The following is a 26,787-nucleotide window of genomic DNA, read 5'->3' as shown; positions in this document are numbered from 1 at the left end:
TTACTGATTTGTCCATTTGTATCCGATGCCCCACACGGTGGAAATATAATCTCCAGACGGATCGGCTGCGGCCAGCTTGGCTCGTATCTTCTTGATATGCTCAACCACGGTGGAAGCATCGCCTTCGGCATCGTAGCCCCAGATCTTCTCATAGATATGCTCTCGCGAAAATACCTGGCCGCCGTGCAGCGCGAGCAGCTCGGTAATGTCATATTCCCGCCGGGTCAGAGCAACCGGCTCGCCTGCAATGCTTACCAGCCGTTCCTTGAGGCTTAGCTCCAGCTTGCCGAATCGCAGCCTGCTGATCTGCTGCGGCTTCTGCCGCGAACGCTCCTCCCGCCGCAGGTTGGCGTCAATCCGGGCCAGCAGCTCGCGGAGGCCAAAGGGCTTGACCACATAATCGTCTCCGCCAAGCGTCAGGCCGCGAACCCTGTCTGCCTCCGACTGCTTGGCGCTCAGGAAAATGATCGGGCAGCTTACCTGATCGCGAATGCTGCGGCATACCTCAAAGCCGCTCATCCCCGGCATCATGATGTCGAGAATAACAAGCTCCGGTTCGCTCTCTGCAAGCCGGACCCCTTCGATGCCGTCATAGGCTGTCAGCACCTCATGTCCCCTGGCCTGCAGTTCATCCGCGAGCAGATTAACTAAAGCCTCCTCGTCGTCGATGATCAGAATTCTGCTCACCTTATCCCTCCTGTCCTCTGTTATTCGTAGCTCTTGCGGCCTTCCCATCTGCAAAACCATAGTATACTACAAACGGCTGCAATCAAGAATACCATACATGCCGGAACCAGACCCTGGAGCAGCCCATCCTGCAGTAACGAAAGGGGATTTCCGGGCATGGCGGCCGCCGGAAATCCGGCCAGCCTTGCCGGCCAGGACCATGGCACGTAAGGCCAGATGGCATCGCCAACGGAAGTTGTGCCTATAATGGCGGCAACCAGCAGACCCGCGCCCCCTGCACCAATGGAAGCCCCAAGCCCGTAAGCCAGCGCCAGGAACAGATGGAATGTGCACACAGCAAGACTTCCCGCCAGCGCCAGCAAGCCGCTGATCAGAAACATTTCTACGCCGGGCTGTTCCAGATGAAGTATGTACCGCATCCCGAGCAGCAGCAGGAGCATGGAACCGAACAGGAACACTGCCACCAGCATAACGAGCAGAAGCAGCTTGCTTATATAGATCAGCGTCCTTGACGCATTCTGGCCGAGCAAGCCGTTGAAATGTCCGGCGTTCTCTTCCTGGGCGGCCAGCAGACCTGCAAGCAGGCCAGTACCAATTGGCAGAACAATACTGACCGAGTCAAAGAAGGTCTGGTGAATTACATAGGGCAGCTCCGCCGTACGCGCCGGACGGGCAAAATACCACAAGAGCAGCGCAGGATAACCCAGAATCGCCGCAACCGTCAGCAAGCGGATCGGCGTTCGCTTTGTTTTGAGCCAGTCGGAGGAAACTAGACGCAGCAGCATCTTATTTCACCTCTCTTCGGGCAAACCATACTCCCGTGAGCCAGGAGCAGATTACAAAGAACAGCAGGGAAACTGCAATACCCACTGGAATCACAGAGGTGTCCAGCAGCGGGTCACCGGAAAGAAGCGGAACTCCGTTCGGGCCCACTCCAGCTACCGAACCCATCAGCCGCAGCGACCAGCTCCACGGCACATAGAGCCAATTCGGCTTTGGAGCCGTTAATACTCCGGCGAACATGCCTATAACGCCAAGACCCATAGACGCTGCCATGCCCTTCCACGCCGCTGCCAGCAGCTGGAGCGGAATCAGGCCCAGTGAGACCAGCCAGGTGAGCAGACTGGCGTAGACAACCTTACCCACGGGAAGTGTTCCATCCGTAATCAGAAGACCTGCGATGAGAACAGTGATTATAGTTCCCAGCGATGACAGCAGCATATAGTAGGCCAGCACCGCAATTTTACCGAACCACAGCGCTGATGGATGAATATTATGAAGCCGGAGACCACGGTAGCTGCCGGCTTTGCGTTCCCTGACCTCCGCCAGCGCGCAGAGCAGGGCCGTACCCAGCGGCACGAATATAAACGGCCACCAGTTGAACACCATACTGAGGAACATTTTGCCCGGGATGCTCTCCCCTTCTGGAAGAAAGAGAAGGACAACAAGCGCAAACAGCACAAAGAACAGCGGGGCGGCCCATACCAGCTTCACCGAAAAGCTGCGTCTGTATTTTAAATGCTCAGCCTGAAGGATATTAAGCATGCCTTACCCCCTCCTGTTCCCGGTTCTGCGCAACAACCTGCATGAACAACGCTTCAAGATCCTCGCCTTTGTGCATTTTGCTCTCATAGCCAAGCCGCCCGCCGCTAATTATGCCGATGTGATCAGCGATCTGCTCGACCTCGGACAGAATGTGGCTGGAGAGAATTACCGTGATGCCCTGCGCCGGAAAAGAGCGGATCAGCTCGCGCAGCTCCTGAATCCCGAGCGGGTCCAGCCCGTTCGTCGGCTCATCCAGAATCAGCAGCTCCGGCCGGTTCAGCAGGGCAATCGCGATGCCGAGCCGCTGCTTCATGCCAAGGGAGAACTGTGAAGCCCTTTTGGAGCCGGTATCTTTTAAATCCACAGTATTCAGCACCTCTTCTATCCTCTGCGGGGGCAGCTTGAGCAGCTTGGCATGCACCCGCAAATTCTCGCGGGCCGTAAGGTTCCCGTAGAGCGCGGGGGCTTCAATCAATGCACCGATCCGGTCAAGCTGCCGTCTCTCCCAAGGCTTGCCTCCCAGCAAAATCTGCCCTTCGCTTGGACGCAAAAGTCCTGTAATCATTTTCAAGGTTGTCGTCTTGCCGGCACCATTCGGTCCAAGCAGACCGTAAATCGCTCCCCTCGGGATACTCAGCGAGACATTCTCCACAGCCGACTGCCGCTTGAACCGCTTGCTTAACTGCTTGGTTTCCAAAATATATGACTGCATTTCTCTCATCCTCTCTTATCTGTCTGAACACAGCTTAATCAGAGAAAATAAAGATTTTATAATGTTTGTTCTTTAACCCCCGGTTAACGCCCTTGAAATATTCGCTTGCTAAGATCAGGGCAAGAAGAACACAGGGAGGGATTCCATGCGCCTAGCCTTATTCACAGACACGTTTCTGCCGCAGACGAATGGTGTAGCCCGCACGCTTAGCCGCTTAACCGGACATTTGAACCGCCGGGGGATTGAGCATCTGCTGTTCACGCCGAAATCCGCTCCGGAGGACAGTTATCCCGATCCGGTGCGTCCTGTTGCCAGCATCCCTTTTTTTCTGTACCCCGAATGCAGGCTGGCCCTGCCAAGCATGTCTTCTATCCAGAACCAGTTGAAATCGTTCCAGCCTGATCTGCTGCATATGGCCACGCCGTTCAACATTGGCCTATGCGGCCTCCGTTATGCACATAAGCACGGCCTTCCTCACGTAGCTTCTTACCATACCCACTTCGACCGTTATCTCGAATATTACCGGATGCGCCCGATTGTTCCCCTTTACTGGAAATACATGAAATGGTTCCACCGGTCCTGCGACGCCACCTTTGCCCCGTCCCAGGAAACGGTCAGCACACTTTCTCGGCAAGGTATTGAGCGGCTGAAGCTCTGGTCCAGAGGAATTGACTGCCGGATGTACTCCCCCGACAAACGCAACACTGGCAGAGTACGGGAGCAGTATGGAATTTCTGCGCCGCTGGTATTACTCTATGTTGGACGGATTGCTCCGGAAAAAAATATCGCCACCCTGCTCCAGGCCATGCGGCAGCTGCCGGAATCCCTCGCAGCCGGAGTCCACTTGCTTGTAGTCGGCGACGGTCCGCTGCTGCCTGAGCTGCGGGCGAACGCACCTCACAATGTTACCTTCACCGGAGCCAAGCACGGCGAGGAGCTGGCGGAGCTGTACGCCTCCGGCGACCTGTTTGTCTTTCCGTCCAGAACGGAAACCTTCGGCAACGTGGTGCTCGAAGCAATGGCTTCAGGTCTCCCGGTCATTGCCGCCGGTGCAGGTGGAAGCAAAGAACTAATCACACCCGGGGTCACCGGCAGGCTGTTTGAGCCGCAGAATCCGGGGGCGCTGGTGGAGGAAATCAGCAGAATAGCCGATCAGCCCGTGCTGCGGGCAGCTATGGGTATTGAGGGACGGAGAGCAGCGCTTGGCCGCTCCTGGGAGCAGATTTTCGACGGACTGATCCGCGATTATGAGGAAGTCATTGATAGCAGACGCGTGAAGAGCGGAGCGGGGATATTTACGGCGTAGCGGCAGATCGGCGCAAGTCTGTTAACACACAAAAAACTATTGACTGCCCTAGCCTTCTAAGCTAAGGAGATCAATAGTTTTTTTGTGTTAGTTCACACTGATAACAACTTGGATGTCTGCCGTCATTTCAGTCATATTTCTTCACAATCCGCTCTGCCAGACTGCGCATTCTCTCCCTGAGGCTCTCAGGCTCAAGCACAGCAATCAGATCACTGTGTTCCAGCAGCCGTCCGAACCAGCCGTTTTCCTCATCTGGAACGGTGAAAGACATCACCAGCCCTTCTCCACGGACCTCCAGCACTTCTGCATTTGGAAAAGCCTCCTCCAGCAGCACCCTGCCCTCTGCCGGACAAAGTAGCTTCACGTTAATGCTGTGCCGGTGATCCGTGTGAGCTGCCAGCAGATCTTCCGCGTCCGCATGAGTAGTGATAAAAGGCTTCGACATCGAAGCAACCTGCCGCATCCGCGAGACGCGGAACAGCCGGTAATCCTGCTTATCGCAGCAATAAGCGAACAAATACCAGGCATACCATTTGTAGGTCAGAATCAGCGGCTCCACACGTCTGCCAGAAACTATATTTCGTGCATCCGTATACTGAAACCGGATCATCGTTTTCTCTTTTATGGCCTGCTCCAATATAGCGATGTCCCCAGCCGTATTTCCTCCTTCGCGCAGCACACCCAGGTTCAGTTGAAATGCTTGCCCAAGCACCGCTTTGTCTGGCAAGAGAGCCGTCATCTTCTCCACCGTGTCCTGCCCCCGCAGACTGTCATACCCGGAGAGCAGGCCTTTAAGCGCAGCCACAATAATAGCATAATCCTCAGCCTGCAGCAGCTGCCGGTTCATTTTGAAGCTGTCCACAATATAGTATCCCCCGCTTTGCCCCTGCAGCGAGCCAACGGGAATTCCCGCAAGACTGATCGACTCAATATCACGCTGGATGGTGCGCGGCGACACCTCGAACTTCTCAGCCAGGACCCGGGCGCTGACCGTATCACGATTAAGCAGGTAGACTACGATCCCCAGCAAGCGGTCGATTTTCATCTTCTGCTATCCCTGTTCCTTGCCCGCTGCTTCTTGATGACTGCCCAGCCATTCCTGTCCAAGCACCCCATATGCGTAGGTATCATGCCATAGCGGCTGGCCGTCGGCAGCGGTTTTGAAATATCCGGTCTGTAGAAAATGCCCCTCCCGCCGAAGCTGCAGCCGCTCAAGAAGCCGCCAGGAAGGAGTGTTGCGCGGATCGCAGTGGGCCACTACTCTTCGAATATGCAATTCGCCGAATCCATACTCCAGCAGCCGGTTGCAGGCCTCTACCGCATAGCCGCTCCTCTGAAATTGACTATTAAACACATAACCAAGCTCCCAGGTCTGGAACTGCTCCGGCTCCTGCTGCTGAAAATACAGGTTGCCGATCAACTTGCCCGTATCCCTCAGGCATACCGCCCAAAAAGCATGATCCGTAGAGCGTCTGATCGCCTCGTCTCTGCTGCCCTTTTCATCAAAAACACCGTAAGGCTCGTACTTCACAACCTCTTCCTGTGAGAGATATTCGTGCAAGTCCTCCCAGTCCTCCGGCTTAAAGACCCTTATCGTTAATCGCTGCGTTTCCATCTCTTTCATCCTTGTATCCATCTCCACATATGTATTTTAGTCGGTGCTTTGTTTTTGATCCACACCACAATATAGCAATCCGAACCCATAATTTACAATCTATTTTCTTTTTAAAGTCAAATTTTACCGAAACTTTCTATTCTTAATTCCGTCTAATGAACAGTCGCGCACTGGAGATAAGTCCTCATAATTAATCCTGAAAGGATGAACTTCATTGAAAGTAAAAAAACTGCTGCTGCTCTCCGCCCTATCCCTCCTGCTCTTATCCGCTGCAACACCGCCCCCGGCTTCGGCTGCATCGCCTGCAACCGTACAGGTTATGCTGACCTATAACAATGGCACAACCCTGTCCACTGCTGCAATGGGAGATGGGCAAGTCAAAAATGGCATCGCTTATATGCCAGCCTCCATGGTGAGCGCCGCCGGGATTGAGATCAAATGGGAGGCTTCGGGCAAACGTGCTGTTTTTAGCGGCTGGGAGAAAAGCTTCACCGTACAGCTTGGCAGCCGTACCGGGGTGCTTGATGGAAAGAAGATCGACATTGGCGGCATTCCCTATATGTACAACAAAGAGCTCTATGTCCCGGTTAAATTTATTGTATCCGCGCTGGAAGGCGGTCCAGTTCGGTGGGATACCAAGAAAAATATAATTCAGGCAAATCGTCTGCATATATACCGCGGCTATTCTGAATCATTCGGCGGGTCCGTCTACTCTGTGTCCCTCGATTCCGGCGAGCTGTACATCTCCTCCGGCAAAAATGTAAAACGCAAGCTCGCCAGCCTTGGCAGCGGATTGGATGTTGTAGACTTTACTTTCGAACAGACACCGGGCGGTCTGACCGTACTGCGCGTAGGCAACAATTACGGCGAACCGCATATTTACAATGGATATTACACCTTTATTTTGAAGAACGGCATGATTATCCGCCAGAGCCATACTGATTTTCATACCACCTTCAGTGAACCCGCTCTCTGGTCAGATGGCAAGCTAGTGCTAAATGACGGTCAGACGCTGCGGCTGATTGAGGACGGCTCAGGAGCAGTCAGCGAAACTATTAATTTGACCCGCTTAATGGGCAGCACTGTTACGAAGAATGTATACTACAACGTTGAGGCTGTGTATTCGGATATACTGCTGGTCCGCCCCGGCGATACGGCCTTTCTGACACTCGTCAACCGCAGCACCGGCGCGCGAACCCTGCTCTATAAGGAGTTGGTCGATGCCGACCGGCAGCGTGTACTGGAGCAGACCGACGGCATGTTCCCCGGTGACTATATCCGCCTGACGGGTCGCAGCGGCAACACCTTGACCTTTACCGGATATAACACCGGGGGCAAGGATCAGACGTATACCTACACTTTACCGGCAGGGAAGTAAACCTTCTGTAAACACGGCAGTGGGGAAAGCTCAGGGGCCGGAACTTTTCCAGCTCTTGCGGAGAACTGCTAGGCAACGCAGGTATATTGGTGGAAGTTCGCGGGGCGATTGGCGAAACGGGAGTGGCATGGAACAGAAGTGGTGCGGGATTGTACGGGAATGGTGCGAAACTGCTTGGGACTGAGGCAGATCTGCATAGGAGTGGCGTCGGATTGCACAGAACTGGTACGTAACCTGAATCTCGGCTGGAGTCCGGCAGGAGCAATATAAATGTATTTGCTGCAGTTATTTTAGACAAAAATGGCTGCTTCCCAACTTTAGTTGTATTTGCTGCAGCTAGAATAGAACAATTAGGCTCCAATCGCCGAATCCCGTCCAAATAGTTGTATGAAATGCAGGTATCTTCTGAAATAACCTATTTTTTGCGTTTTTAAATGTACGAAGTACATTTAGCGCCAAAATAGGCCGTCGATGCTCACCAGCACCTGATTTCCCGAACTCTACAGATCATATAAAAACCGCGGCATGCGTCCTTTGCGCCTGCCGCGGTTTTTCATTTACGCCACACCATTGCGTATTTCTTACGGTACGATCGGCATGTGCGCCCAGAGCCTGGCCTAGCGCCGTTTATTAAGACGCCCCAGACTGGCCCCTTCCGCAAACAGCCGTTCAATATTCCGCTCCACCACAGGATCGGGAATTAGCGGCGGCGCCTGATGTGGCTTCACGCGGGCATCAATGATGACGTTGTCGCAGGCCCAATGCTTGTTCTCCACCGTACTGTTCACACCGTAAATATCATGCGAGGGATTGCTGCGCGTAAAGGTGGCCCACAGGAAGTTGCTCAAGGTTTCGCTCATGAACAGGCTGTCATCACACAAAATGAGCATCGGGCAGGAGTCCAGCGGACCTTGCTCCTGAATGGCGGCGCACAGCTCCTCTATTTCCTGCTGTGCTTCCTCGTAACTTGCGAACCTCGGTCCCTGCAGGGCCACGATGCCGGGCATAATCATCCGGGCCTGCCCAAATTCCGGTAACGACTTCAGCTGCTCCGGCACCTCGGTGCATAAGCTCCGCTTCTGCTCCCCCACTGCCGCGAAAACCACTTTGCTGCCGCTGTTGATCCCCGTACCTGAATAGTCCAAGGTATCAATCGTAGTATTCGTCTGAAAATGGATATCCCGCCGCAGATTGATCCGCTCCAGAATATAGGTCAGGAAATCCGCGATGTCATGCGTGCTGATCGCCCGGTCTTCTTCCGCAGTAATGAACAGGTACTTCGCTAAGCTGAGCTGGCCTGTCCCGAGTATGCGGTTGGCAATGGTCAGAAGCTCCGCAGGCTGCTTCAGCCGCTGGTAAGGCGTGTAGCGCTCACTGCCGATAGCGAACAGCAGCGGATGCACACCTGCCGCATCTACGGCATGCACCTCTTTAACTCCTGGCACCTCCTGCTTCACCGCTCCGCCTGTCAGCTCATGAATCAATTCTCCGAAGGAGGTGTCCTCCTGCGGCGGCCGTCCGACAACGGTGAAAGGAAAGATCGCTCCTTTTTTGGCATATACCTTATGCACCTTCATAACGGGAAACGGATGAGTCAGGCTGTAGTAGCCCAAATGGTCGCCAAAAGGCCCCTCAGGCCGGGTCTCACCGGGATAAATCTCACCCGTAATGACAAAATCGGCATCGCTACTGATGCAGAAGCCGTCCACATAGCTGTACCGGAAATGGCGTCCGGCAAGCAGTCCGGCAAAAGTCATTTCGCTGAGTCCCTCCGGCAGCGGCATCACCGCCGACAGCGTATGGGCCGGCGGACCGCCGATGAAGCAGCTGACCTTCAGCGGCTGGCCTTTTTTTGTCGCCTGTGCCTGATGGATGCCGATTCCCCGGTGAATCTGGTAATGGACACCGACCTCCTTGTTCAGCTCATACTCATTGCCGCTAAGCTGGATACGGTACATGCCCAGGTTGGAATTCATAATTCCCGGCTTATCCGGGTCCTCGGAATAGACCTGCGGCAGCGTCACAAACGCCCCGCCATCCTCCGGCCAATGCTTGATCTGCGGCAGATCGGAGATTTGAATCTCCTCGAAGCCGGAGGGAACTCCGCCCCGCTTCTTCAGCGGCAGCGCTTTTCTCGCAGCCAGGCCCGTGCCGATATATTTAAAAGGCTGCTTGAGCGCCTTCATGGGATCACTGCGCAGAGCAATAACAGCCTGGGACGAATCCCAGGTATCGCGGAATATGAACTTGCTGCGTTCAATGGTCCCGAACAGATTCGACACCGCGCGGTACTTCGAGCCTTTGACCTTCTCGAACAGCAGGGCCGGACCTCCTGCCTCATAGACCTTCAGATGAATTGCCGCCATCTCCAAATGGGGATCTACTTCCTCATGAATACGGATTAAATGTCCGTGCTTCTCCAAATCCATAATACATTCTTCCATACTGCGGTATCTCATGGTCTTACTCCAATCTTCAGAAGAAATGTGAACTCTCTTTATTATCAATGAGGGAGGACTCAAGGTCAACGCCAGGAAGGATTTAGGACCACGCCAACTCTTCTGCTGCACTTTCTGCAATAGAATGGGTCTCAGTCAAGCGGATTTTCAATTCTGTTGCATTTTATACACTCAAAAAAGACCAAACTTGCCACTTTGCTGCTTCTGAGCGAAAATCTGCTGTACCAAATACAATAGAGTTCATTTTCTAGTAAATATCTCTTCGATCTGCTGTATAAAGTGCAATAGAACAGAAAAAACCCCAAACCTAATTGGGGTTCCTAAGGCTACACATATCTCACTGGCTCATCACTCCTGCTGCTTCAAAGGCCACACACCGGTAAATTCAACCTCATCATAGGCGAAAAAAGCCTTTAAAATCTCTTCGCGGTCGTCCAGAAACAACTGGTCCGCTACTCCGGCTACAAGCTTCGGCACCGCATTTTTCATGCCGGAGATGGCCGACGCCGACAGCCCGCAGCTTGCGAGCGCCGAATAATTGAAGACGAACAGCCCGTGCACCAGCGCGTGGCCTGCGCTGTCCCGGCTCTGCAGCGCAAAGCCGGGGCTGAGATACGGATGCGCATCCAGCAGCGGATTCGCCAGCTCAGGCGGGGCTTCATAGCGGTCGCTCCAGCGGGCGATATGGCTCTCCACCAGCCGCAGCTCGGGCCGCAAACCCGGATCGCTGAGCAGGCCGGTGCTCACTACCACAAAGTCAAAGGAGAATTCCCCTTTCGGGGTTGTGACCACCGCCTTGCCGCCCGCTGGTTCCACACTCAGCCACGGTGAACCGAGATGAAGCCGGAAGCCCGGCCAAGCGGCCGCACGGGCAAAGGTATCATTGGTCGGAGGCTGATTATATTTGAAGAAGTGTGATATGACTGCATATTTATCTGCATCCGTCAGCGTATGGAACCGTTCAATCATGCCCGAAACCTCCATCTGACGGATCGGATTGATGCTCGGCAGCTGCTCGCGGCGGACAAACACATGTGCCTCCTCCGCCCCCTCCGAGAGCAGAAAGTTGGCGTTGTCGAAGGCCGAGGCACCGCCGCCGAGGACAGCAATTTTTTTACCCCGGAGCAGCAGAGGATCTATGGCTTCCGAAGTGTGGGCATACAGCGCTTTGGGCAGATTATCGGCCACCATCGGCGGCACATGCCACTCGCCGCCGCCTTGAATGCCTGTTGCCAGCACAACTGTGCGCGCCAGCAGTTGCTCAGACGGTGCTCCCGCCCCTGCGATATGCAGGCGGTGAATTCCGTCTTGCCCAGGCTCAATCAGCTTGAGCCGGACCTCATTTACCACAGGCAGGCTGAGAATTTTGCGGTACCAGCGCAGATAATCCATCCAGTCGCCGCGCGGGATTTTGTCCACTGCCTCCCAGCCTTCCGGTCCATGCTGCGCCTCCCACCAAGAGCGGAAGGTCAGCGAAGGAATCCCCAGATCTACAGAGGTTAAATGCTTGGGTGTGCGCAGCGTGACCATCCGGGCGTATGTCTCCCAAGGCCCCTCCATCCCTTCGCGGTTCTCGTCGATCACCAGAATATTTGATATCCGTTCACGCAGCAATCCAAAAGCAGCCCCGAGGCCGCTCTGGCCGCCGCCCACAATCACAACGTCGTACACATGCCCATCAGCATGATCCAGCGGACGAACCCAGTCTGCGCCGCCATAAGCAAGGTAGGAAAGATCGGTTTGCACTCGTTCATTTAAGATTTCCAGACTCATCATTTCTCAGACCTTTCGGGTGGCATCTTTAGGCCATATTATAGCGTGTATGCCCCGTCTTTTGAATGGTGATGTCAAGTTTATTGTCATGGCAGCCAAAATCCGCCGGTCTCTTTGTACCGCATCACTAACAATTTGGAGAAAGCATGTCTATGATCTTGACAAAAGTCCCTCTCTTATAACCTTCACCAGCCGTTCCTTCTCTTCCTCACCGATGGCATCAGCATTTAGCTTACGTGCTGCAATAGGCACCAGCCACTGCTCCACTTCACGGTAAGCAAGTCCGGTCAGCCGTTCATACTCCTCACAAAATACAGAGATAATATGCTCTCTTACGGAATCAAAAAAATCAGTTACCTCACCTGGCAGACCAGCCGGAAGAACCGAGTACCTGATCATGACAATGTACTCAGCCAAATCTCCTTCTGGATTGCCGGTCGAGGCATCCATCCAATCAATAATCACCGGCTCGCCTTCCCGGATCAGGATATTTCCCGGATTGGGGTCTCCGTGGCAGAGCTGATATTTTGCCGGCAAGCTAGCTAACATATCAATAACCTGCTCCTTCTCCGAGGAGGTCAGATAATGGGCCGCTCGGATGCTCCAGCCGAGCATTTCTTTTTGCGGCGGCATCGACGGGATGGATTGGCTATGAATATCACTTAAAATGCGGGCAGTGATACGTATATTCTCATCATCTTCTGCGCTCCATTCCCTGCCGGCAGACGGCTGCATGAAGAGCCGCATGAACCGTTCCATCAGCGACTCACCGTAGATCCGTTCACTTATCAGCCCCGGACGGCCATCGACTTCAGTCAGTCCATAAGGACGGGGTACAGGTAGCCCATGATCCCAAGCGAGTTGTGTTTTGTTCAGCTCGTTTTGAAGCACATCCATTCCGGTGTTGCTTTTACCCAGCTTAATGATCTTCGCCGTGCCTACCCATTCGTGTATTTCCGAGCACCCACCTTCGCCAATTTTTTTCCCCAGCATAGTATTCACAGCTTGTTGCCTCCTTCTATGAGATGGATAATCCGTACATACAACTATAGCGAGTAGAACACTTCTTTTCCTGCAATAAAATCCTTGCACAGCGTATCACAAAGCTTGGCTGCACTTTCTTTAACCCAGCCGTTGCGGTTAGAATCGCCTATGAAGAAAAGATAGCTGATGAACGTATCCATAAATATCTGTCCTTCAATATACCTTATCTGGTCAATTGAAAAATCTGCTGCTGAAGCATAGCCCTGTAAGAAGCGCTTTCGCAGCCCACCGGGAAAAACAGAAGCCGCACTGCCCAAATCAAACAAATAATAGCCATATCCGCAAAATCCAAAGTCTATCAGGCAAGGCCCAGCCTCAGTGATAATGACATTTCCCGGCTGCACATCAGCGTGGACGATCCCCCATTGCCCGGGAATGGAATCCAGCTCTTGCATTTGTTTTTTTACAATTCGAAGGACTTCTGCAATAATCTCATACTGTTCCTGGCTGTACAGACCTGACTCTACACCGGTTTTCAGCTCTTCAATGGAGGTATCTATTCTTTCCTTATCGTATACATGCCTCTGCAAGCCGGGAAGTTCATGATGACGTGAGAAATTATGAAAAGCTGCGAACTTCTCTCCGAGTGAATATGCGATTTGCTCTATGTTCTCTTCCTGCAAAGTAAGTGTGGAGCCCTCGATCCATTCCAGCAGGGTTGCATAAGCAACACCATTGTCAGCGGTATCATATTCGGTCACCAGCTCGCCCAGGCGATTGACCACCGGCTTTTGTACCCTAAGTGTGTTGACCTGGGCCAGCTCCTGCAATATGTACATTTCTGATTCCAAGCCCTGAAGCGTGTGCTGAATACCCAGCATCCCCGCAGTTGAAGGACTGTGAAGGCGCAGCAAATAATGTTTGCCATTGCTTGTATCCGTTACCTTGTAAGTCATATTTTCATTATGTCTGATGAACTCAACAACCGGCTCCTGAATCTCATAGTACAAGAGCACTTTTTCTGCAGCTTTTATCACTTATGCGTCCACCCTTCCACTTCCTTAAAAATCTCACCCAACATGTATCCGGCAAACGCAGCCAACTGATCAGAGCTGATGTCTCTGTCTTGTTGCAACGCTCCGGTATATTCAACTTCCATTATATGCATAAGCGGATCACAGACATAACCCGACTTCGGCGATATACTTCTGCTGCTCTTCGTCCGGGATCATATGCCCGGAATGGAAAAACTCAACCACATGGAAGGATGAAAGATACCGGGTATACTTGTCTAAAGTCTCATCTGAGATATCAGATGGAATCCCGGCAGCCGGGTTTCTTCCGGCAAACAATGTAACAGGGAGCTTAAGCTGAGATAGCTGCGCAGTGAAATCTACCTCGCGGGCTTCTCTCCCCAGCCCCTCAATTGCCTCACGGCGCATGAAGTTCAGGATAGGCACCTGCAGATAAACCAGCCCGCTCCAAAAATCCACGGTTTCCTCTGAAAGACTCCTATGGATAGGCGGCTGATCTACAAGAATAAGACCTTTCATTTGATGCTGGTTCTGCAGGCTCCAGCCAAGCGCGTAGGACGCCCCCCTGGAAAATCCCAGTACACAGTAATTCTCAAGCCTGCAATGCGCAACCACAGCCGCAATATCTGACAAGTGATCCTCAAGATCATAACCTGCTTGCGGTGTTGAGCTTAACCCTCGGCCACGGAAGCTAAGGGCAACCACATGCCCCGGCAGATTGGTCAAAAGCGGAATGGCCCGCTCGGCAGGCTCCCATAACCCGCTGATCACCAGAAGAGAAGGTACCACGGAAGAAGGTTCTCCATTTTCCAGCACATGCAGTGACACAGGCCCATTATGGACAAAATAGCTTTTCAATCGGAATCCCTCCAAGTAGATTCATATCCCTAAATTCAACCTCCTAAAGAATATCATGGAAGCTGCTAATCCGAAAATGATATAACAATGACCAGGAAATATGGTCGCAAAAAAAGGAAGCAGCGCATACCGCCAGTAACGGCACACGCTGCTTCCTTCACACTATGAATCAGTTCTAATTAGAATCTGGCGACAAAAAACTCACGGTTGGCAGAGACAGATTTGGTTGTTAAGAGATTGCCCGCTTCATCTCTTATTCTCAAAGTATAGGATACCGTTGTTAAAGTCGTAATAGTAGGAAATCTAGCCACACCAAAATCGTCAAAATCGGTAGTTACCGTTACTGTACCGGTGGTCAAGGCAGCTGTCCAGCCAGTAGTGTCCTTATTCACATTGCCGAGACTTGTAGCAAGCACGACGAATCTGTCAAACGTTTGTTTAACTCTGCGTCTCTGTCTCACTACTTTTTTCACTACTCTTGCATTCGCTTTTTTGGCCATCATTTCCTTTTTTGCCATCAATGCTTTTTTTGCCAGCAATGCTTTCTTTTCGGACTCTTTCATTTGCTTCACCACTTTCTTTTAGGATACATTAGTAAATGTAGTTTGCATGTTGTCTGAAACAAGTTCCTGCCTACCGTTCGAGAAATGTGTTGATATCTCAGTTTCATAGATATGTATCCGCCTGGTCTTTCCGTGCATACCATGCACTGAAGAGGTGATCCGACAGCAATGAGTGATACGCTCTGGATGCAGCAGCATGCTGCCAAAATCAATCGGCCATTGAAACGCCATGTTCGGAAATCTGTGCAATCAGGTGTTAAGCCTGCGGCGGTTCCGGTCATTATTCAATTCAAACAGAAACTCTCCCCCTCCCGCATACAAGCCTTGCAGAAGCATTTAGGTCCACATTCCTTTCCTGTCAAACACCGAATTCCCCTGCTGAACGCGGTGTCCTCGCAGATTTCTCTGAAATCCCTGGAACGGATGTGCTGCTGGAGCGGGGTTCACAAGGTATACCTCGACGAAATTAAAACAATATCTTTAGATATTGCTACTCCCTCCATTGGCGCAACAGCGGTTCAAAGAGCAAGGGGGCTTACCGGTAAAGGTGTTAACATCGCCATTCTCGACACTGGTGTATTCCGGCATCCGGATCTGATCCGGCCCATGAACCGTATCATCGCCTTCAAGGATTTTATCAATCACCGCAGAAATCCCTATGACGACAACGGCCATGGCACACATATTACCGGCGATGCGGCAGGCAATGGCTGGTCCAGCAAAGGAAAATACAAAGGCCCGGCCCCTGAAGCGGGAATAGTGGGCGTCAAAGTCTTGGATCGAAACGGCGATGGTTATGACTCCACGATTATCAAGGGAATCGAGTGGTGTATTGCCCAGCGCAAGCGGTTAAAGCTGCGCATTCTGTCGATGTCCTTCGGCGGACCGGTGAGTGCCTCAAGCAAAGATGATCTTCTCAGCCAAGCGGTCGAAAAAGCGGTCAAGGCCGGGCTCACCGTTGTGATCGCCGCCGGCAACAGCGGCCCCGGACGGAGAACGATAGAGTCTCCGGGGATAAGTCCCTCTGCAATCACAGTCGGGGCAGTGGATGACCGCCGGACTGTCTGGCAAGGCGACGACCGGATCACCTTCTACTCCAGCCGGGGACCGGCGCCGGGAGGAAGAATCAAGCCGGATCTCGTAGCTCCGGGAGAGTCCATCATCTCGCTTCGGGCTCCTGGCTCCAAGCTGGCGAGGCAATTTCGGTACCTTACGTTCGACAAACAATATTTCGTGCTGTCCGGCACCAGCATTTCTACGCCCATCGTCTCCGGTGCGGCGGCACAACTGCTGCAGCGCTGCCCCGCCCTGACTCCCTGTCAGGTTAAAGCCAAGCTGAAGAAACATGCGTTTCGCTTAGGGCTGAAGCCGAACACCGCAGGCAGCGGCGAGGTGAACGTGCGGTTTCTGAAGCGCCATTAGTAGCTTTTAAAAAGGAGATTTCGCTTAAATGGTCCATACCAGGCAAATACAAGGATTTGTGAACCAATTTGTGAGCTATGCAGGGATTACGATAGAAGATAGATATGCTCTTTTCTATGTCGCCGATGTTAGAGTTGAAGAGGAGATTACCGCAGCGGAGCCGTATACGGCTGGTATATTACGGTATGACTTAGTGAATGGGTCGCAGGAGTTTATCAGCTACGGGCCAGGCTCCCATATTGAAAATGTCTCATCTGCCAAAGAGTGGATTTACTACGCGGATCTGAAATGGGAGGGGCAGACTGCTGTCTATGTCCTGTATCAATTGGATTGCAGAAGCATGAAGACACGGGAGGTATACACCCTTCGCTTAACCGATGATTTTGCGGAAAATAAGGACGTATCCCCCCTGCGGCGGGCTGAATTTCATGGTCTGGGCAAGCGGTATGTTCTCGTAGCAGTCCCTGAGATTGATGATCCATACTACAGGAAGCATAATTCCGGCTTCTCCGGGTACTTGCTGATTGACCTTGAGCTTCAGCAGCACTTCAGTGTCCCGGACAGCATCGGACCGAAGGACCGGATTGTACATACATCTGAGGTTACTGTGCTTGAGCATGGGGATACGGAGCAGCTTATGCTCGTAACCGGCAGAATTCAAGCTTACGAGAAGCGGGAGGAATGGAAGCACCGCAAATATGACATGATCGAAGGGGTCGCTACCCATAGCGTGGTTCTCATCCCGCTGGAAGCTTTCGTTGACCGGGTTAAGAATAACATTCCGCTCGATGAATCCTTTATCATTGACCAGTGTGATCCAACCTGCGGATATGCGTATACCTCCCGTATTAGTGGAGCAGTTTCATTGTACAAGCATCATTTTGATGATGACACTTCCGAGCTGTGTCTGTACAATCCGGTTACGCAAGAGCTGCTGAGGCAACGGATTGAAGAAACCTATGACCGGCTCTATTTGACAGAAGATTTACAGGCTTTTGGTATTCAAAATATTGGAGAGCAAGAAAATTTAGTCAATGTTAGCAGCGGTGAAATATTGCTCACTGGTGAGACCCGTGCGATGGTCCGTTTGGTCAACGGGCGGTATGCATCCACTCGCAAGTACCTACCAGATAAGGATGCTTTTGTGTTCCAGCTTATAGATCTTTACTCCAAGCAAGCGATTCACAGCATTGCTGGCTGTTATGCTAGTTACGGCTATGTTGCCGGGGCGGATTTGCATATTTTTTGCGGATAATGATTCCGGTAGCTATATCAGTTGAACTATAGATTTTCATTCTGGGGTCTGGTCGTAACTGCGGGGAATGTTTGGACTTCCGGCCGCTGTTGTCTGCAGATTTCTTGATTATAACCGCTCTTCGCGGTAGAAATCCGCAGACAAAGGCGGACGCTGTCGCTCCTCCAGTTCCAAACTTCCCCTCCGCACTCCTACCTTTTTATGTTTTTTAAGTTCAACTGATATAGATGAATTACAAGTGCTCAGCAATTTGCTCCGCCCAAGCTACAAGTTGCTCATCTTCCCCATAACTTCCGATGCACTGGAAGCCCAGCGGCAGGCCGTCTATTGTCATCCCGGGAAGGCTGATCGTTGGACAGCCCGCAAAGGTCCAGATTGCCGTCATCCCGGACCATCCTGTACCTTCACCGATCTTCGGTGCTGTTCCTCCCTGTGCAGATGACACCCAGAGATCCACGCCCTCCGCTGTTCTGACGATATCCAGTTCCTGCCGCAGCCTGGACTGCTTCTGCCGGTATGTCTCCAGCTCGGCCTCGGGGATTTGCTGGCCTCTGAGGATGGCTTCCCTTACCGGGGCGCCGTAATTATCCGCATAATGCTCGAATAAGGAGGCATGCTCACGCGCCATCTCACCTTCGAGGAACCGCAGCATGGCATCTCCATAAATAAAATCATCCTCCCACGGCATATCCACCAGCTTCACTTGATAGCCTTGCCCTTTAAGCTTTTCAACCTGCGCAGTAAAAGCCGCTCTCACCTCACTGCTCATTAGCTCCATATATACGCCTTTGGGAATACCGAGTACTGGCTTTCTATCAGTCTTACAGGGCTTCCAATCCGGGATGAGACAGTCTGCGGCAACCTGCATATCATCCAGAGTCTGAGTGAAGAACCCTACAGTGTCAAAAGAAGGTGCCAGCAAAATGACGCCATCCAGCGGAACCCGGCCATAGCCCGGTTTGAAGCCCACAACTCCGCAAAACGAAGCGGGCGCGATCACCGAACGGAGCGTCTGGGTGCCAACCGCAAGCGGGCATATTCCTGCTGCAACCGATGCAGCCGAGCCTGCGCTTGAGCCCCCGGGGGTGTGGGCAACATTATGCGGATTACGGGTGGCAATAGGACCGTTATAAGCAAATTCCTCAGTAACCGTCTTGCCAGCGATATAAGCCCCCAGTGACCGAATCCGGGCCACCAAAGAGCCTTCCTTGCCGGACAATGACGCTGATGGCAATTGCGAACCGGCTTGAGTCGGCAAGCCCTCCACATGCAGCAAATCCTTGATGCCGACCGGAACTCCATACAGAGGCGGTCTCGCGGCAGTTTCAGCGTATGCCTTCGATAAGCGGTTTATCTCCATAGCCAGGCGCTCCTCAACGTCAGCTTCCGGGACAAAAGCATGGATATGAGGCTCCAGTTGTTCAAAGCGCTGACGGTACAGAATTAATGACTTCTCAAGAGAACATTCCGTTTCACCCTGATTGTTGTGCTGGATTAATGATGCTTTGGCAAGTTTCATGGTATCAGCTCCGCAGGAAGTTTTTGGACAAGCTAGTACTACTTACGGATACACATTCAAGAAGTTACAGACTACAAGCTATACCAAAATATCCTGTAGTCAAAATGAGGAACCATCCCCACCATTCCCGCCAGACGAATAGAGCCGGGATTATCCGGCGAACAGTCCCAATACGGCTGGACCCCTCTGCTGCCGCATTCCTCCATAAACGCCCGTGCTACTGCGGCAGCAGAGTTTCTTTTTCTATAACCTTCTATCGTTTCGATATCAATGGCATGGGTCTGACCGGCAACAAAAGCAGAGAAGCACAGACTTACCACTGTATGGTCGTACCGGGCATAATAACCGAACCCGTGCTGGAAGAAATCATCTGGCGAGTCCCAGAACCTGGATAACTTTTCCTCTACAAAAGCTAGATTGCTTAACCGCTTGTCTGTGAATATATTCTTGTCCATTCTATGAACCGTCACGTTGCCGCCCGGGATTCCATCCATTTTCATAGCTTCCCCGAGCCTGAAGACATGCTGATGACAATTCGAAAGCTTGTGTTTACCAAAAATAACCTCTATCGCTTCCACCCAGCCTGCAGTTTCACAGCTAATTTCGACATAGCCTGTATTCAGCTTCTTCAGCCAGGGCTCAATCTCACTCTGCATATAGGATGCAAGGCCGCTTACAAGAGATTTGCTCTGCGGATCTCCCACGATATGGAACCCGCCCTGGCCCTGAATCCAGATTAGAGCAGCTCTTATATTCTCAGGATGATCGGCAAATACCCGCCCCGGATTCATTCCGCCAACTATGGCCTTTACCTCAATATTGCTGCAGGCGTCTGCAATGTGCCTGATCCTGTAAAACTCTGTTTTGCGCAGCTCAGTTATCAACTTTTACGGCCTCCAAATCAGGTATCCGTCCGGGTCTCCTAACGTCCTCTTTATCTTAAGGCAGATAGAATCGCATCGCACAGTTCCATAGTCTTCACATTATCTCTGCCGCTGGAAATTGGGGTCAGACCCTCCTGGCAGCATTTCATGAAATGCGCCATTTCACCTACAAAGCCGCGCAAATAAAGATCTCTATAGCCGCCGGACATCGCTGACGCGGAAGGGGTGAATACAGTATCCTGCTCCGCAAGCGATTGCCACGGCAGGCCGCTGGCTGCAAGAGAATGGTGAACCGACAGCTTCACAATTTCATCCGCACAGGCAAACCCGTGATCGAACGTAACCGTTACACTCTCGCTTTCTCTGGACCAGGCGCTCATCCCTGTAAAATACACACTTCCCACAATCCCGTTCTCGAATCTCAGCGAGAGGCTCTGGGAGATCTGTTCGCCATTGTTGTTAGTGAAACCTGATATCTGTACAGCCTCGCCAAACAAAAAGCGCAGCAAATCTATAATATGAATGGCAGCAAGCTTCAGGAACTGCTCCTCGTCCTTACAGAAGGGGGTGCTGTCTACCGCAAACCGGGCTTGAAAAGAACGCGCTGCTCCGAGTGTCCCTCCTGTAATCAGCTCCTTCAATTTCATGTATACAGGAGCGTAGCGTTTCATGAATCCGACCATCAGCACGACACCGGCCTGCTCGGCGGCATCAGCAAGCTGAAGGGCCTCCACCCCATTCCAGCCGAGAGGTTTGTCCACATACACATGTTTCCCGGCACGGATGCAGTCCAGCACCAGCGGGGTTTGGTCATGCGGCTGGGCAACAACTACTACTCCATCGCATTCTTCATTCTGCAGCATCCTTTGGTAGTCGTCATAGGGCTTGCCGCTGCTGCCGAACCGCAGAAGTGCGGCCTTGGAACGCTCAAGATTACGGGTCGCAATCGCGGTGATTTCCGCACCTGCTTCTATTGCTGATGGAAAAATATTAGTCGACGCATGGAACCCGGCACCGATAAAACTAAGCTTCGCTGTACTCAAATGTATTCTCTCCTTTAAGGGCAATAATTCTATAATAGCCCATTCCTCGACTGGTAGCGAAGGACAACTGTCCCTCTATCCATAACCGGTGGAATCCTTGCTGAATATCCAATATACTTAGCAAGGAAGCGATTACAAGATTCATATGGAACAGGAGGGATATGGAGATGCAAATTTCTGTTTTTTACAACCATATTGTTACTGCGAGTAAGCAGACGGGACTGTCGGTGCCGGAGGTGCTGAAACAGGCCCGTAAATTTGGCATCAGCGCAGTGGAGCTTGATCTCGACGAGGTGCAGCCAAGCCGCCAGGATATGAAAGAGCTGCTAGGGCAGGCCGGGATTTCGGTGGCTTCGATGTATGCTTTTTTTGATTTCGGCAATGCTCCCGATGTGGAGCCCGGCTTGAAATTCATAGATACGGCTGAATACTTAGGTGCAGGAAAAGTGCTGGTGATCCCCGGATTTATTGATGAAGCAGTCAGCATGGAGCAGCGGGAGCATGCACTCCACGGGATGGCTGCAGCACTGAAAGTGTTATGTGACTATGCGGAACAGAAAGGGATTACAGTCACCCTGGAGGATTTCGATGACAGCCGTGCGCCCTTCTCCACTTCCGGTGAACTGCTATGGTTTCTGGAGCAGATTCCGAAGCTCGGCTGCACCTACGATACAGGCAATTTCATTTATCGCGGCGAAGATGAACTGTCGGCCTTCGAGAAGCTGAAATCGAGAATCGTTCATGTCCACTGCAAAGACCGCTCGCTGGAGGAGCACAGTGGCGAAACGCCGAAGCTCAGCACAAATGGAACCCGGCTGTTCCCATCTCCCGTTGGCTCCGGCTGCATCCCAATGGAGGAAATTGCGAAGCGGCTGAAGGCAATGGGATACGAGGATACGCTGGCTATCGAGCATTTTGATGCTTCAGACCAGTTGGCTTACATGGAGAAGTCGGCCGCGTGGCTTCAGGCGATTTTCAAATAGGACAGGCAGGTATGAGGGGGTCTCAGACACGCTGCGATCCCCACACCTGGAACTCCACATCCAGCTCAAAGCCAATATGCTGATAAAAGGGCTGCATAGGACCCGTATACGCTTGGACCATGCCCAATGAGCGCAGTCTGTTCAGGGCTGCATAAATTACTGCCCGGCCCAGCCCCCGCCTCCGGTAATCGACATGTGTTCCCACAGGTTCAAGAATCCCGATGCCGTTCGCCTCATCCACAAAAGCATTGCAGAAGGATACGACCTCCCCCTGCTCATTGACGAGTGACAGATCCAGTCCGGGGCGGTAGCCCAGCGCTTGACGAATTCCCCCGTACATTTGCAGCATCTGCTCTGCATGTGCAGTACCCGCATAATTGAACGCCATAATATGCCCCTGCGCCTTCGTCTTATCGGCTACTTCCTCCCCGCATTGAAGCTTGAAGCCTGAAGGAATTTGCACCGGAAAATCCTGATCCAGCCTGATCGAGACAACATTATCACTTTCATTCGGAAAAAGCGCATATCCCCGGCTGTGAGCCATCTTTTGCAGCTTGGGCATGAATTGTGGAATCGCGAGCTTCACGGTTCCGGCGTTGACTTCTCTTCGATGAATTCGAACATCTCACGCAGCAGCTCCTCCTGCGGGTCGTCCGTATCAAGCTGAAAGTAAAAATCCCCATCCCTGCAAACTAATCGTCCAGTTGTTCGGCCGTTTGAATCTTGCATAGGCGAGCGAGAGAAATTGGTGCACTCTCATCATATCGTCCGAAGTATACGCCCTATAATTTATTGCCATATACACTCATCCCCTACTATATTGTGTTGTCTTTATTGTAAGGGATTGGAAGGGGCGGCAGTAGGCACAGTTCTTATGTAAAATGTTTTTGCCCGCAGACATGATCTGCGGGCACTTGACTATTTTCTCGAATATACAATTTTCTTGATGCTCTCCACAGATAATCCGTATTGCTCCGACAGTTCATCTATGCTGGCGCCGGTATGGAAGGTTCTGCGGATGTCTTCGTTCCGCTCCAAATAATACTGCGCTGCGCCAGAGCTCTCGCCCCACTTTCTGCGCTCATTCGGACGGGTGGGAATATAGATGAATTCTCCCTGAACATATTGCTGAATCTCCTTGAGCAGTCGCTCCGGAAATAACTCTGTTGCCTTTAAATAATCCATATAGGGCTCGCTCCGTGAACTACACGCCACCTAAGAGGTGGGTGCTTCTTGGTCAATAGAGCTTCTGCTCCAAGTTTACCCAAGCTTAGAGGATAGTTCCTATCCCGATAAGTGCAATTTACATGGCTAATTTCAGAAGATTTACAGCCGCATTCCTGTCTCTGTCGTGTTGTGTGCGACATTCAGGACAAGTCCATTCTCGTACTGCAAGGTTTTTCACTTCTGCGTTTTTGTAGCCGCAGTTGGAACATAGTTGGCTACTCGCAAAGTTTTTGGGTGCAATCATCAAACTTCTCCCGTGCCACTTCGCCTTATATTTGAGCATCGCTCGAAACATGCTCCAGGATACTTCTGAAATGGCTTTAGCTAATTTGTGATTCTGCATCATGTTCTTTACACGCAAGTCTTCCATAACAATCACTTGGTTATCGCTGATCATTTGGGTTGACGTTTTGTGCAAGAAGTCTTTACGCTGATTGGCTATTTTTTCATGAAGCTTGGCGACCTTCAGCCTTGCTTTACTTCGGTTATTGCTCCCGTTCTTCTTTCTCGACAAGTCCTTCTGTAGCTTGGCTAATTGTTTTTCAGATTTACATAGATGTTTTGGATTGGCGATAACTTCACCATCCGAAGTAATTGCAAAGTCCTTCAGTCCTAGATCAACGCCAATCTTCTTTTCTGTTTTCGGCAGAGGGGTTATATCTGTTTTCACAAGTGCGGATGCAAAGTATTTTCCTGATGGTGTTTTGGATATAGTGCATGATTTGATCAGCCCCGTAAATGGACGATGTACCTTGATTCGGATTCTTGTCTTTAGCTTGGGAATTTTGATCATTCCATCTTGAATGGCTATCGTTCCGTTTTGATTGTTCGTTGTGAAGCTATGGTTGTTCGTTTTCTTGCTTTTAAATTTAGGGAAGCCCACGCTCTTATCCCGAAAAAAATGCGTATAGGCTTTCTTCAGGTTGAGTTGGACGTTTGCTAATGCAAGGCTGTCCACTTCTTTCAGCCACGGAAATGCTTTCTTGTACCTGGCAGGTGTATTATGAAGCATTTCCTCCGTTTGTTTATAGTGTTCGATCTTATCCGCAAGCATTTTGTTGTAGATAAAACGGACACATCCGAACACCTTTGCTAGATATTGTTGTTGCTCATGGTTGGGATAGATCCGGTACTTATAAGCTTTTAGTACTAACATGACACGCAACTCCTTTCCAGGAATTTACGAATCTATTATAGCACAAATGTTCTTATGTATGGAAGTTAATTTCCTTTTGTATAAGAAAGACCGTTGCCATTCATCCCGCCACTTTAGAATTGGGGGAATTCTGACAACTGATGGTTAAAATGATTTTGATATTTTAAGGGCAAAGCCTGCAAAATCAACCGCTATTCATTCCTAAATACAGGCGAAATTCATTCGCTCCATGCAAGCTTCGCCTTCGGTTCTGCAGGCTTTGCATGGAGCTTATTGAGTACAAAATCAATAACCCAGTTCATCGGTTTCCACCTCCTAATCAACTGTATGTTGGGCTCTGGACGTAACTGCGGGGAATGTTTGGACTTCCGGCCGCTGTTGTCTGCAGATTTCTTGATTTGTACCGCTCTTCGCGGTGGAAATCCGCAGACAAAGGCGGTCGCATTCGCTCCTCCAGTTCCAAACTTCCCCTCCGTCACTTCGGCCCTTTTTATTCATTTTTCAAGTTCAGCTTATATAGCTCACACATAAGCTAATTTATAGACGATCTCGTCATCAATAATCCTGCCATCCGGGGTAAATCCCAAGCTTCGATACAGTAGTTTCGCCCTCTCGTTCGTTGGCTCGAAGCTGATGTAAATGACCTGATGGCTTTTGTCCTCCTGGATCAAAGAGAGCAGTTGCCTCATTGCTTGCCGCCCATATCCCTTGGACTGGAATTTCCTGTCGATCATCAGCCTGTAAATCCAATACTCATGATCATCCGTGTCCATAGCATACATTACAAATCCTACAGGTGTATCCTCATAATAAACAGCGAGTGCAACGCATTCAGGCTGTACCTTTGATTGTGCAATGGAGATTGCATTGGCAGCGACCAAATCCTTCTGTTCTTCGGCAACACTAAGGCTGATAACTCTCCAAAAGTTGCTCTTGTCAATCTCTCTAAGACTAATCATTGATGTCGGCACTCCTCTATACAGGAAATAAATTCCTACACATTATACCATAGGTTTGTGTGAATTTTGACCGTGACACATCCAATTATTAGGAGTAGAATAAAAGGAACGCTTGTTCTTATAGGGAGGTATTATGCCACATATCCAGTTGAACGACTTAGACATGTTTTATGAGAAAATGGGGACCGGGGAGCCCGTAATCTTTCTTCATAGCTCATATTCGCGGGGAATTCTGGCTTTTGCCAGTCAAATTCTTGATTTCCAGAATGCGTACACCTGCTATTTCCCGGATTTCAGAGGTCACGGCAGAACCAGATGTGAGAGTTTGGCTTGGAGCACCCCGCAGCTCGCCAATGATATTTTGGAGTTTATGGATAAGATGAACATCCCCAAAGCGCATTTAATCGGTTACAGCCTGGGGGCGGGTGTCGCCGCCTATGTTGCCGTAAACGCGCCGCAGCGGGTAGCTTCCTTGACTGCCATCGGCCATAGTGGATTTAATGATCCGGCTGGCGCAGATGAATATGAACCCGAATGGCTTCTAGCACACGGCAAGCACGACTTCATCCAGCAAATGCTCGAAAGGCATCAGGAGGCGCACCGGGGGAACTGGCAGGAATTCATGCGGCAGAGCGCGGCAGATTGGCGGTTATTCCCTCAGCTTACTGAGGAGCAGCTCCGCAGCATCCTTTGCCCCGCGCTGTTTATCGCCGGAGAGCATGATCCTTTTGTAAAGGAAGCTCAGCTTCAATTGCTGACAGCCCTTGCCAAGCACTCCGAGTATCTTGTTGTCCCGGGAGGCAGCCACAGACCGCATATGCTGAGAGAGAGTCCTCTATTGGTGAATGATTCGATTCTGCAATTTTTGAAGATGCATCCTATTGCTTCGGTCTCGGCTTCGAATTAGCTTCGGCTATTGCGTTCTCATATCGTTCGATGTATTCCTTCACATTGATCTTCCTGCTTAGTTCAGCGATGAGGTTATACGGGATGCTATTTGTTTTTTTGAAACGGATACAGGATTTCCCCATATCGAGCTTAGTCTGAGCATGCTTCGGATACTCCTCCTGAAACCATGCCAGCAGCGTGGGCGACATGTAGATTCCCATATGATACAGTGCAATGAAGTTCTTCTGGGAAGCTATGCTGATAAAAGGCAGCGGCTGCTCCGGATTGACATGATAACCCGGCGGATAGAGCCCGTGAGGGACAACGTAAGTTATCATTCCATAGGACATGGTTTCCTGGAACCCTGCCGGAAGGTTTGCCTTAACCGTCTGTCTAAGCTTCTCCACAGCTTTCTTCCGCTCTTCCGGGAGCTGGCTGATATAGTCCTCGGGACTTGCCGATTCGAATTTCATCCTTTTTTCTCCAATCTGCGGCTGTAATAAATGTCTTTCAGATTATATAATAAAAATGCATGTT

The 26,787-nt window shown here is 51.2% G+C and carries 26 protein-coding genes; 6 read left to right on the top strand and 20 right to left on the bottom strand.

What is annotated here, in order from left to right:
- The 4 genes from ACX1DY_RS04925 to ACX1DY_RS04910 are packed head-to-tail and all read right to left on the bottom strand — an operon-like array spanning position 1 to position 2,944.
- Positions 1–687, bottom strand: coding sequence for a response regulator transcription factor (locus ACX1DY_RS04925; protein ID WP_458963082.1), 687 nt, complete (start codon positions 685–687; stop codon positions 1–3).
- A 20-nt stretch (positions 688–707) separates the two neighbouring features.
- Entirely contained in the window at positions 708–1,472 is a 765-nt protein-coding gene (locus tag ACX1DY_RS04920; RefSeq protein WP_458963081.1) for a lantibiotic immunity ABC transporter MutG family permease subunit, read from the bottom strand.
- A gap of 1 nt (position 1,473) precedes the next feature.
- Positions 1,474–2,232, bottom strand: a complete 759-nt coding sequence (locus ACX1DY_RS04915; RefSeq protein WP_458963080.1) for a lantibiotic immunity ABC transporter MutE/EpiE family permease subunit — start codon at positions 2,230–2,232, stop codon at positions 1,474–1,476.
- The gene (locus ACX1DY_RS04910) at positions 2,225–2,944 is read right to left on the bottom strand and encodes a lantibiotic protection ABC transporter ATP-binding protein (protein ID WP_458963079.1); all 720 of its coding nucleotides are present in this window, start codon (positions 2,942–2,944) and stop codon (positions 2,225–2,227) included. The genes ACX1DY_RS04915 and ACX1DY_RS04910 overlap by 8 nt, the downstream gene beginning before the upstream one ends.
- A gap of 145 nt (positions 2,945–3,089) precedes the next feature.
- Between ACX1DY_RS04910 and ACX1DY_RS04905 the strand changes: the two genes are divergently transcribed.
- Positions 3,090–4,250 carry a glycosyltransferase family 4 protein gene (locus ACX1DY_RS04905; protein WP_458963078.1) on the top strand — a complete coding sequence of 387 codons (1,161 nt, stop codon included), beginning with the start codon at positions 3,090–3,092 and terminating at the stop codon, positions 4,248–4,250.
- Between the two features lie 127 nt (positions 4,251–4,377).
- Here the strand turns inward: ACX1DY_RS04905 and ACX1DY_RS04900 are convergent, their stop codons facing one another.
- Both ACX1DY_RS04900 and ACX1DY_RS04895 read right to left on the bottom strand, forming a co-directional pair.
- Complete coding sequence (locus ACX1DY_RS04900; protein WP_458963077.1) at positions 4,378–5,295, bottom strand: helix-turn-helix transcriptional regulator; 918 nt, start codon at positions 5,293–5,295, stop codon at positions 4,378–4,380.
- A gap of 6 nt (positions 5,296–5,301) precedes the next feature.
- Positions 5,302–5,874: a GNAT family N-acetyltransferase gene (locus ACX1DY_RS04895; RefSeq protein WP_458963076.1), complete on the bottom strand. Its 573-nt coding sequence runs from the start codon at positions 5,872–5,874 to the stop codon at positions 5,302–5,304.
- Positions 5,875–6,079: 205 nt separating this feature from the next.
- On the opposite strand from ACX1DY_RS04895, the gene ACX1DY_RS04890 reads away from it, so the two are divergent.
- On the top strand, positions 6,080–7,243 hold the full coding sequence (locus ACX1DY_RS04890) for a stalk domain-containing protein (protein WP_458963075.1): 1,164 nt from the start codon (positions 6,080–6,082) through the stop codon (positions 7,241–7,243).
- Between the two features lie 617 nt (positions 7,244–7,860).
- Here the strand turns inward: ACX1DY_RS04890 and ACX1DY_RS04885 are convergent.
- From ACX1DY_RS04885 to ACX1DY_RS04860, 6 genes are all read right to left on the bottom strand, one after another.
- Positions 7,861–9,702: a UbiD family decarboxylase gene (locus ACX1DY_RS04885; protein WP_458963074.1), complete on the bottom strand. Its 1,842-nt coding sequence runs from the start codon at positions 9,700–9,702 to the stop codon at positions 7,861–7,863.
- Positions 9,703–10,050: 348 nt separating this feature from the next.
- On the bottom strand, positions 10,051–11,475 hold the full coding sequence (locus ACX1DY_RS04880) for an FAD/NAD(P)-binding protein (RefSeq protein WP_458963422.1): 1,425 nt from the start codon (positions 11,473–11,475) through the stop codon (positions 10,051–10,053).
- 150 nt (positions 11,476–11,625) lie between these two features.
- The gene (locus ACX1DY_RS04875) at positions 11,626–12,468 is read right to left on the bottom strand and encodes a phosphotransferase (protein ID WP_458963421.1); all 843 of its coding nucleotides are present in this window, start codon (positions 12,466–12,468) and stop codon (positions 11,626–11,628) included.
- A gap of 53 nt (positions 12,469–12,521) precedes the next feature.
- Positions 12,522–13,496, bottom strand: a complete 975-nt coding sequence (locus ACX1DY_RS04870) for a phosphotransferase enzyme family protein (protein ID WP_458963073.1) — start codon at positions 13,494–13,496, stop codon at positions 12,522–12,524.
- A gap of 138 nt (positions 13,497–13,634) precedes the next feature.
- Complete coding sequence (locus ACX1DY_RS04865; RefSeq protein ID WP_458963072.1) at positions 13,635–14,351, bottom strand: alpha/beta fold hydrolase; 717 nt, start codon at positions 14,349–14,351, stop codon at positions 13,635–13,637.
- Between the two features lie 179 nt (positions 14,352–14,530).
- Positions 14,531–14,914: a hypothetical protein gene (locus ACX1DY_RS04860; RefSeq protein ID WP_458963071.1), complete on the bottom strand. Its 384-nt coding sequence runs from the start codon at positions 14,912–14,914 to the stop codon at positions 14,531–14,533.
- 168 nt (positions 14,915–15,082) lie between these two features.
- Between ACX1DY_RS04860 and ACX1DY_RS04855 the strand changes: the two genes are divergently transcribed.
- Both ACX1DY_RS04855 and ACX1DY_RS04850 read left to right on the top strand, forming a co-directional pair.
- Complete coding sequence (locus ACX1DY_RS04855) at positions 15,083–16,336, top strand: S8 family peptidase (protein ID WP_458963070.1); 1,254 nt, start codon at positions 15,083–15,085, stop codon at positions 16,334–16,336.
- Between the two features lie 28 nt (positions 16,337–16,364).
- Entirely contained in the window at positions 16,365–17,591 is a 1,227-nt protein-coding gene (locus tag ACX1DY_RS04850) for a hypothetical protein (protein WP_458963069.1), read from the top strand.
- A gap of 232 nt (positions 17,592–17,823) precedes the next feature.
- On the opposite strand, the gene ACX1DY_RS04845 is transcribed toward ACX1DY_RS04850, so the two are convergent.
- From ACX1DY_RS04845 to ACX1DY_RS04835, 3 genes are all read right to left on the bottom strand, one after another.
- On the bottom strand, positions 17,824–19,110 hold the full coding sequence (locus tag ACX1DY_RS04845; protein WP_458963068.1) for an amidase: 1,287 nt from the start codon (positions 19,108–19,110) through the stop codon (positions 17,824–17,826).
- A gap of 71 nt (positions 19,111–19,181) precedes the next feature.
- The gene (locus ACX1DY_RS04840) at positions 19,182–19,994 is read right to left on the bottom strand and encodes a GNAT family N-acetyltransferase (RefSeq protein WP_458963067.1); all 813 of its coding nucleotides are present in this window, start codon (positions 19,992–19,994) and stop codon (positions 19,182–19,184) included.
- Between the two features lie 50 nt (positions 19,995–20,044).
- Positions 20,045–21,037 (bottom strand): Gfo/Idh/MocA family protein, encoded by a 993-nt coding sequence (locus ACX1DY_RS04835; protein ID WP_458963066.1) that lies wholly within the window; start codon positions 21,035–21,037, stop codon positions 20,045–20,047.
- A gap of 167 nt (positions 21,038–21,204) precedes the next feature.
- Here ACX1DY_RS04835 and ACX1DY_RS04830 point away from each other — a divergent pair, with 167 nt between their 5' ends.
- Complete coding sequence (locus ACX1DY_RS04830; protein WP_458963065.1) at positions 21,205–22,020, top strand: sugar phosphate isomerase/epimerase family protein; 816 nt, start codon at positions 21,205–21,207, stop codon at positions 22,018–22,020.
- Positions 22,021–22,042: 22 nt separating this feature from the next.
- Here the strand turns inward: ACX1DY_RS04830 and ACX1DY_RS04825 are convergent, their stop codons facing one another.
- The 4 genes from ACX1DY_RS04825 to ACX1DY_RS04810 form a co-directional block, all read right to left on the bottom strand.
- Positions 22,043–22,606 (bottom strand): GNAT family N-acetyltransferase, encoded by a 564-nt coding sequence (locus ACX1DY_RS04825; protein WP_458963064.1) that lies wholly within the window; start codon positions 22,604–22,606, stop codon positions 22,043–22,045.
- Between the two features lie 332 nt (positions 22,607–22,938).
- Entirely contained in the window at positions 22,939–23,205 is a 267-nt protein-coding gene (locus tag ACX1DY_RS04820) for a CD3324 family protein (RefSeq protein WP_458963063.1), read from the bottom strand.
- A 118-nt stretch (positions 23,206–23,323) separates the two neighbouring features.
- Positions 23,324–24,403 carry an IS200/IS605 family element RNA-guided endonuclease TnpB gene (gene tnpB, locus ACX1DY_RS04815; protein WP_458963062.1) on the bottom strand — a complete coding sequence of 360 codons (1,080 nt, stop codon included), beginning with the start codon at positions 24,401–24,403 and terminating at the stop codon, positions 23,324–23,326.
- A 521-nt stretch (positions 24,404–24,924) separates the two neighbouring features.
- Entirely contained in the window at positions 24,925–25,362 is a 438-nt protein-coding gene (locus ACX1DY_RS04810; RefSeq protein WP_458963061.1) for a GNAT family N-acetyltransferase, read from the bottom strand.
- A gap of 133 nt (positions 25,363–25,495) precedes the next feature.
- Here ACX1DY_RS04810 and ACX1DY_RS04805 point away from each other — a divergent pair, with 133 nt between their 5' ends.
- Positions 25,496–26,269: an alpha/beta fold hydrolase gene (locus ACX1DY_RS04805; RefSeq protein WP_458963060.1), complete on the top strand. Its 774-nt coding sequence runs from the start codon at positions 25,496–25,498 to the stop codon at positions 26,267–26,269.
- Here ACX1DY_RS04805 and ACX1DY_RS04800 read toward each other — a convergent pair.
- Positions 26,241–26,723 carry a DUF1801 domain-containing protein gene (locus tag ACX1DY_RS04800; protein ID WP_458963059.1) on the bottom strand — a complete coding sequence of 161 codons (483 nt, stop codon included), beginning with the start codon at positions 26,721–26,723 and terminating at the stop codon, positions 26,241–26,243. The two genes, ACX1DY_RS04805 and ACX1DY_RS04800, sit on opposite strands and share 29 nt — an antisense overlap.
- Positions 26,724–26,787 lie beyond the last annotated feature (64 nt).

The sequence above is a fragment of the Paenibacillus sp. BAC0078 genome (genome assembly GCF_054483875.1).
The sequence above is the reverse complement of the archived record's forward strand: the minus strand, read 5'-3'. Positions and strand labels throughout refer to the sequence as shown.

What these genes read in the sequence shown, in the direction of transcription:
- ACX1DY_RS04920 (WP_458963081.1), bottom strand. Translation starts at nt 1,472, where the DNA reads ATGCTGCTGCGTCTAGTTTCCTCCGACTGGCTCAAAACAAAGCGAACG.
- ACX1DY_RS04915 (WP_458963080.1), bottom strand. Translation starts at nt 2,232, where the DNA reads ATGCTTAATATCCTTCAGGCTGAGCATTTAAAATACAGACGCAGCTTT.
- ACX1DY_RS04910 (WP_458963079.1), bottom strand. Translation starts at nt 2,944, where the DNA reads ATGCAGTCATATATTTTGGAAACCAAGCAGTTAAGCAAGCGGTTCAAG.
- ACX1DY_RS04905 (WP_458963078.1), top strand. Translation starts at nt 3,090, where the DNA reads ATGCGCCTAGCCTTATTCACAGACACGTTTCTGCCGCAGACGAATGGT.
- ACX1DY_RS04900 (WP_458963077.1), bottom strand. Translation starts at nt 5,295, where the DNA reads ATGAAAATCGACCGCTTGCTGGGGATCGTAGTCTACCTGCTTAATCGT.
- ACX1DY_RS04895 (WP_458963076.1), bottom strand. Translation starts at nt 5,874, where the DNA reads ATGAAAGAGATGGAAACGCAGCGATTAACGATAAGGGTCTTTAAGCCG.
- ACX1DY_RS04885 (WP_458963074.1), bottom strand. Translation starts at nt 9,702, where the DNA reads ATGAGATACCGCAGTATGGAAGAATGTATTATGGATTTGGAGAAGCAC.
- ACX1DY_RS04880 (WP_458963422.1), bottom strand. Translation starts at nt 11,475, where the DNA reads ATGAGTCTGGAAATCTTAAATGAACGAGTGCAAACCGATCTTTCCTAC.
- ACX1DY_RS04875 (WP_458963421.1), bottom strand. Translation starts at nt 12,468, where the DNA reads ATGCTGGGGAAAAAAATTGGCGAAGGTGGGTGCTCGGAAATACACGAA.
- ACX1DY_RS04860 (WP_458963071.1), bottom strand. Translation starts at nt 14,914, where the DNA reads ATGAAAGAGTCCGAAAAGAAAGCATTGCTGGCAAAAAAAGCATTGATG.
- ACX1DY_RS04855 (WP_458963070.1), top strand. Translation starts at nt 15,083, where the DNA reads ATGAGTGATACGCTCTGGATGCAGCAGCATGCTGCCAAAATCAATCGG.
- ACX1DY_RS04850 (WP_458963069.1), top strand. Translation starts at nt 16,365, where the DNA reads ATGGTCCATACCAGGCAAATACAAGGATTTGTGAACCAATTTGTGAGC.
- ACX1DY_RS04845 (WP_458963068.1), bottom strand. Translation starts at nt 19,110, where the DNA reads ATGAAACTTGCCAAAGCATCATTAATCCAGCACAACAATCAGGGTGAA.
- ACX1DY_RS04830 (WP_458963065.1), top strand. Translation starts at nt 21,205, where the DNA reads ATGCAAATTTCTGTTTTTTACAACCATATTGTTACTGCGAGTAAGCAG.
- ACX1DY_RS04820 (WP_458963063.1), bottom strand. Translation starts at nt 23,205, where the DNA reads ATGGATTATTTAAAGGCAACAGAGTTATTTCCGGAGCGACTGCTCAAG.
- tnpB (WP_458963062.1), bottom strand. Translation starts at nt 24,403, where the DNA reads ATGTTAGTACTAAAAGCTTATAAGTACCGGATCTATCCCAACCATGAG.
- ACX1DY_RS04810 (WP_458963061.1), bottom strand. Translation starts at nt 25,362, where the DNA reads ATGATTAGTCTTAGAGAGATTGACAAGAGCAACTTTTGGAGAGTTATC.
- ACX1DY_RS04805 (WP_458963060.1), top strand. Translation starts at nt 25,496, where the DNA reads ATGCCACATATCCAGTTGAACGACTTAGACATGTTTTATGAGAAAATG.
- ACX1DY_RS04800 (WP_458963059.1), bottom strand. Translation starts at nt 26,723, where the DNA reads ATGAAATTCGAATCGGCAAGTCCCGAGGACTATATCAGCCAGCTCCCG.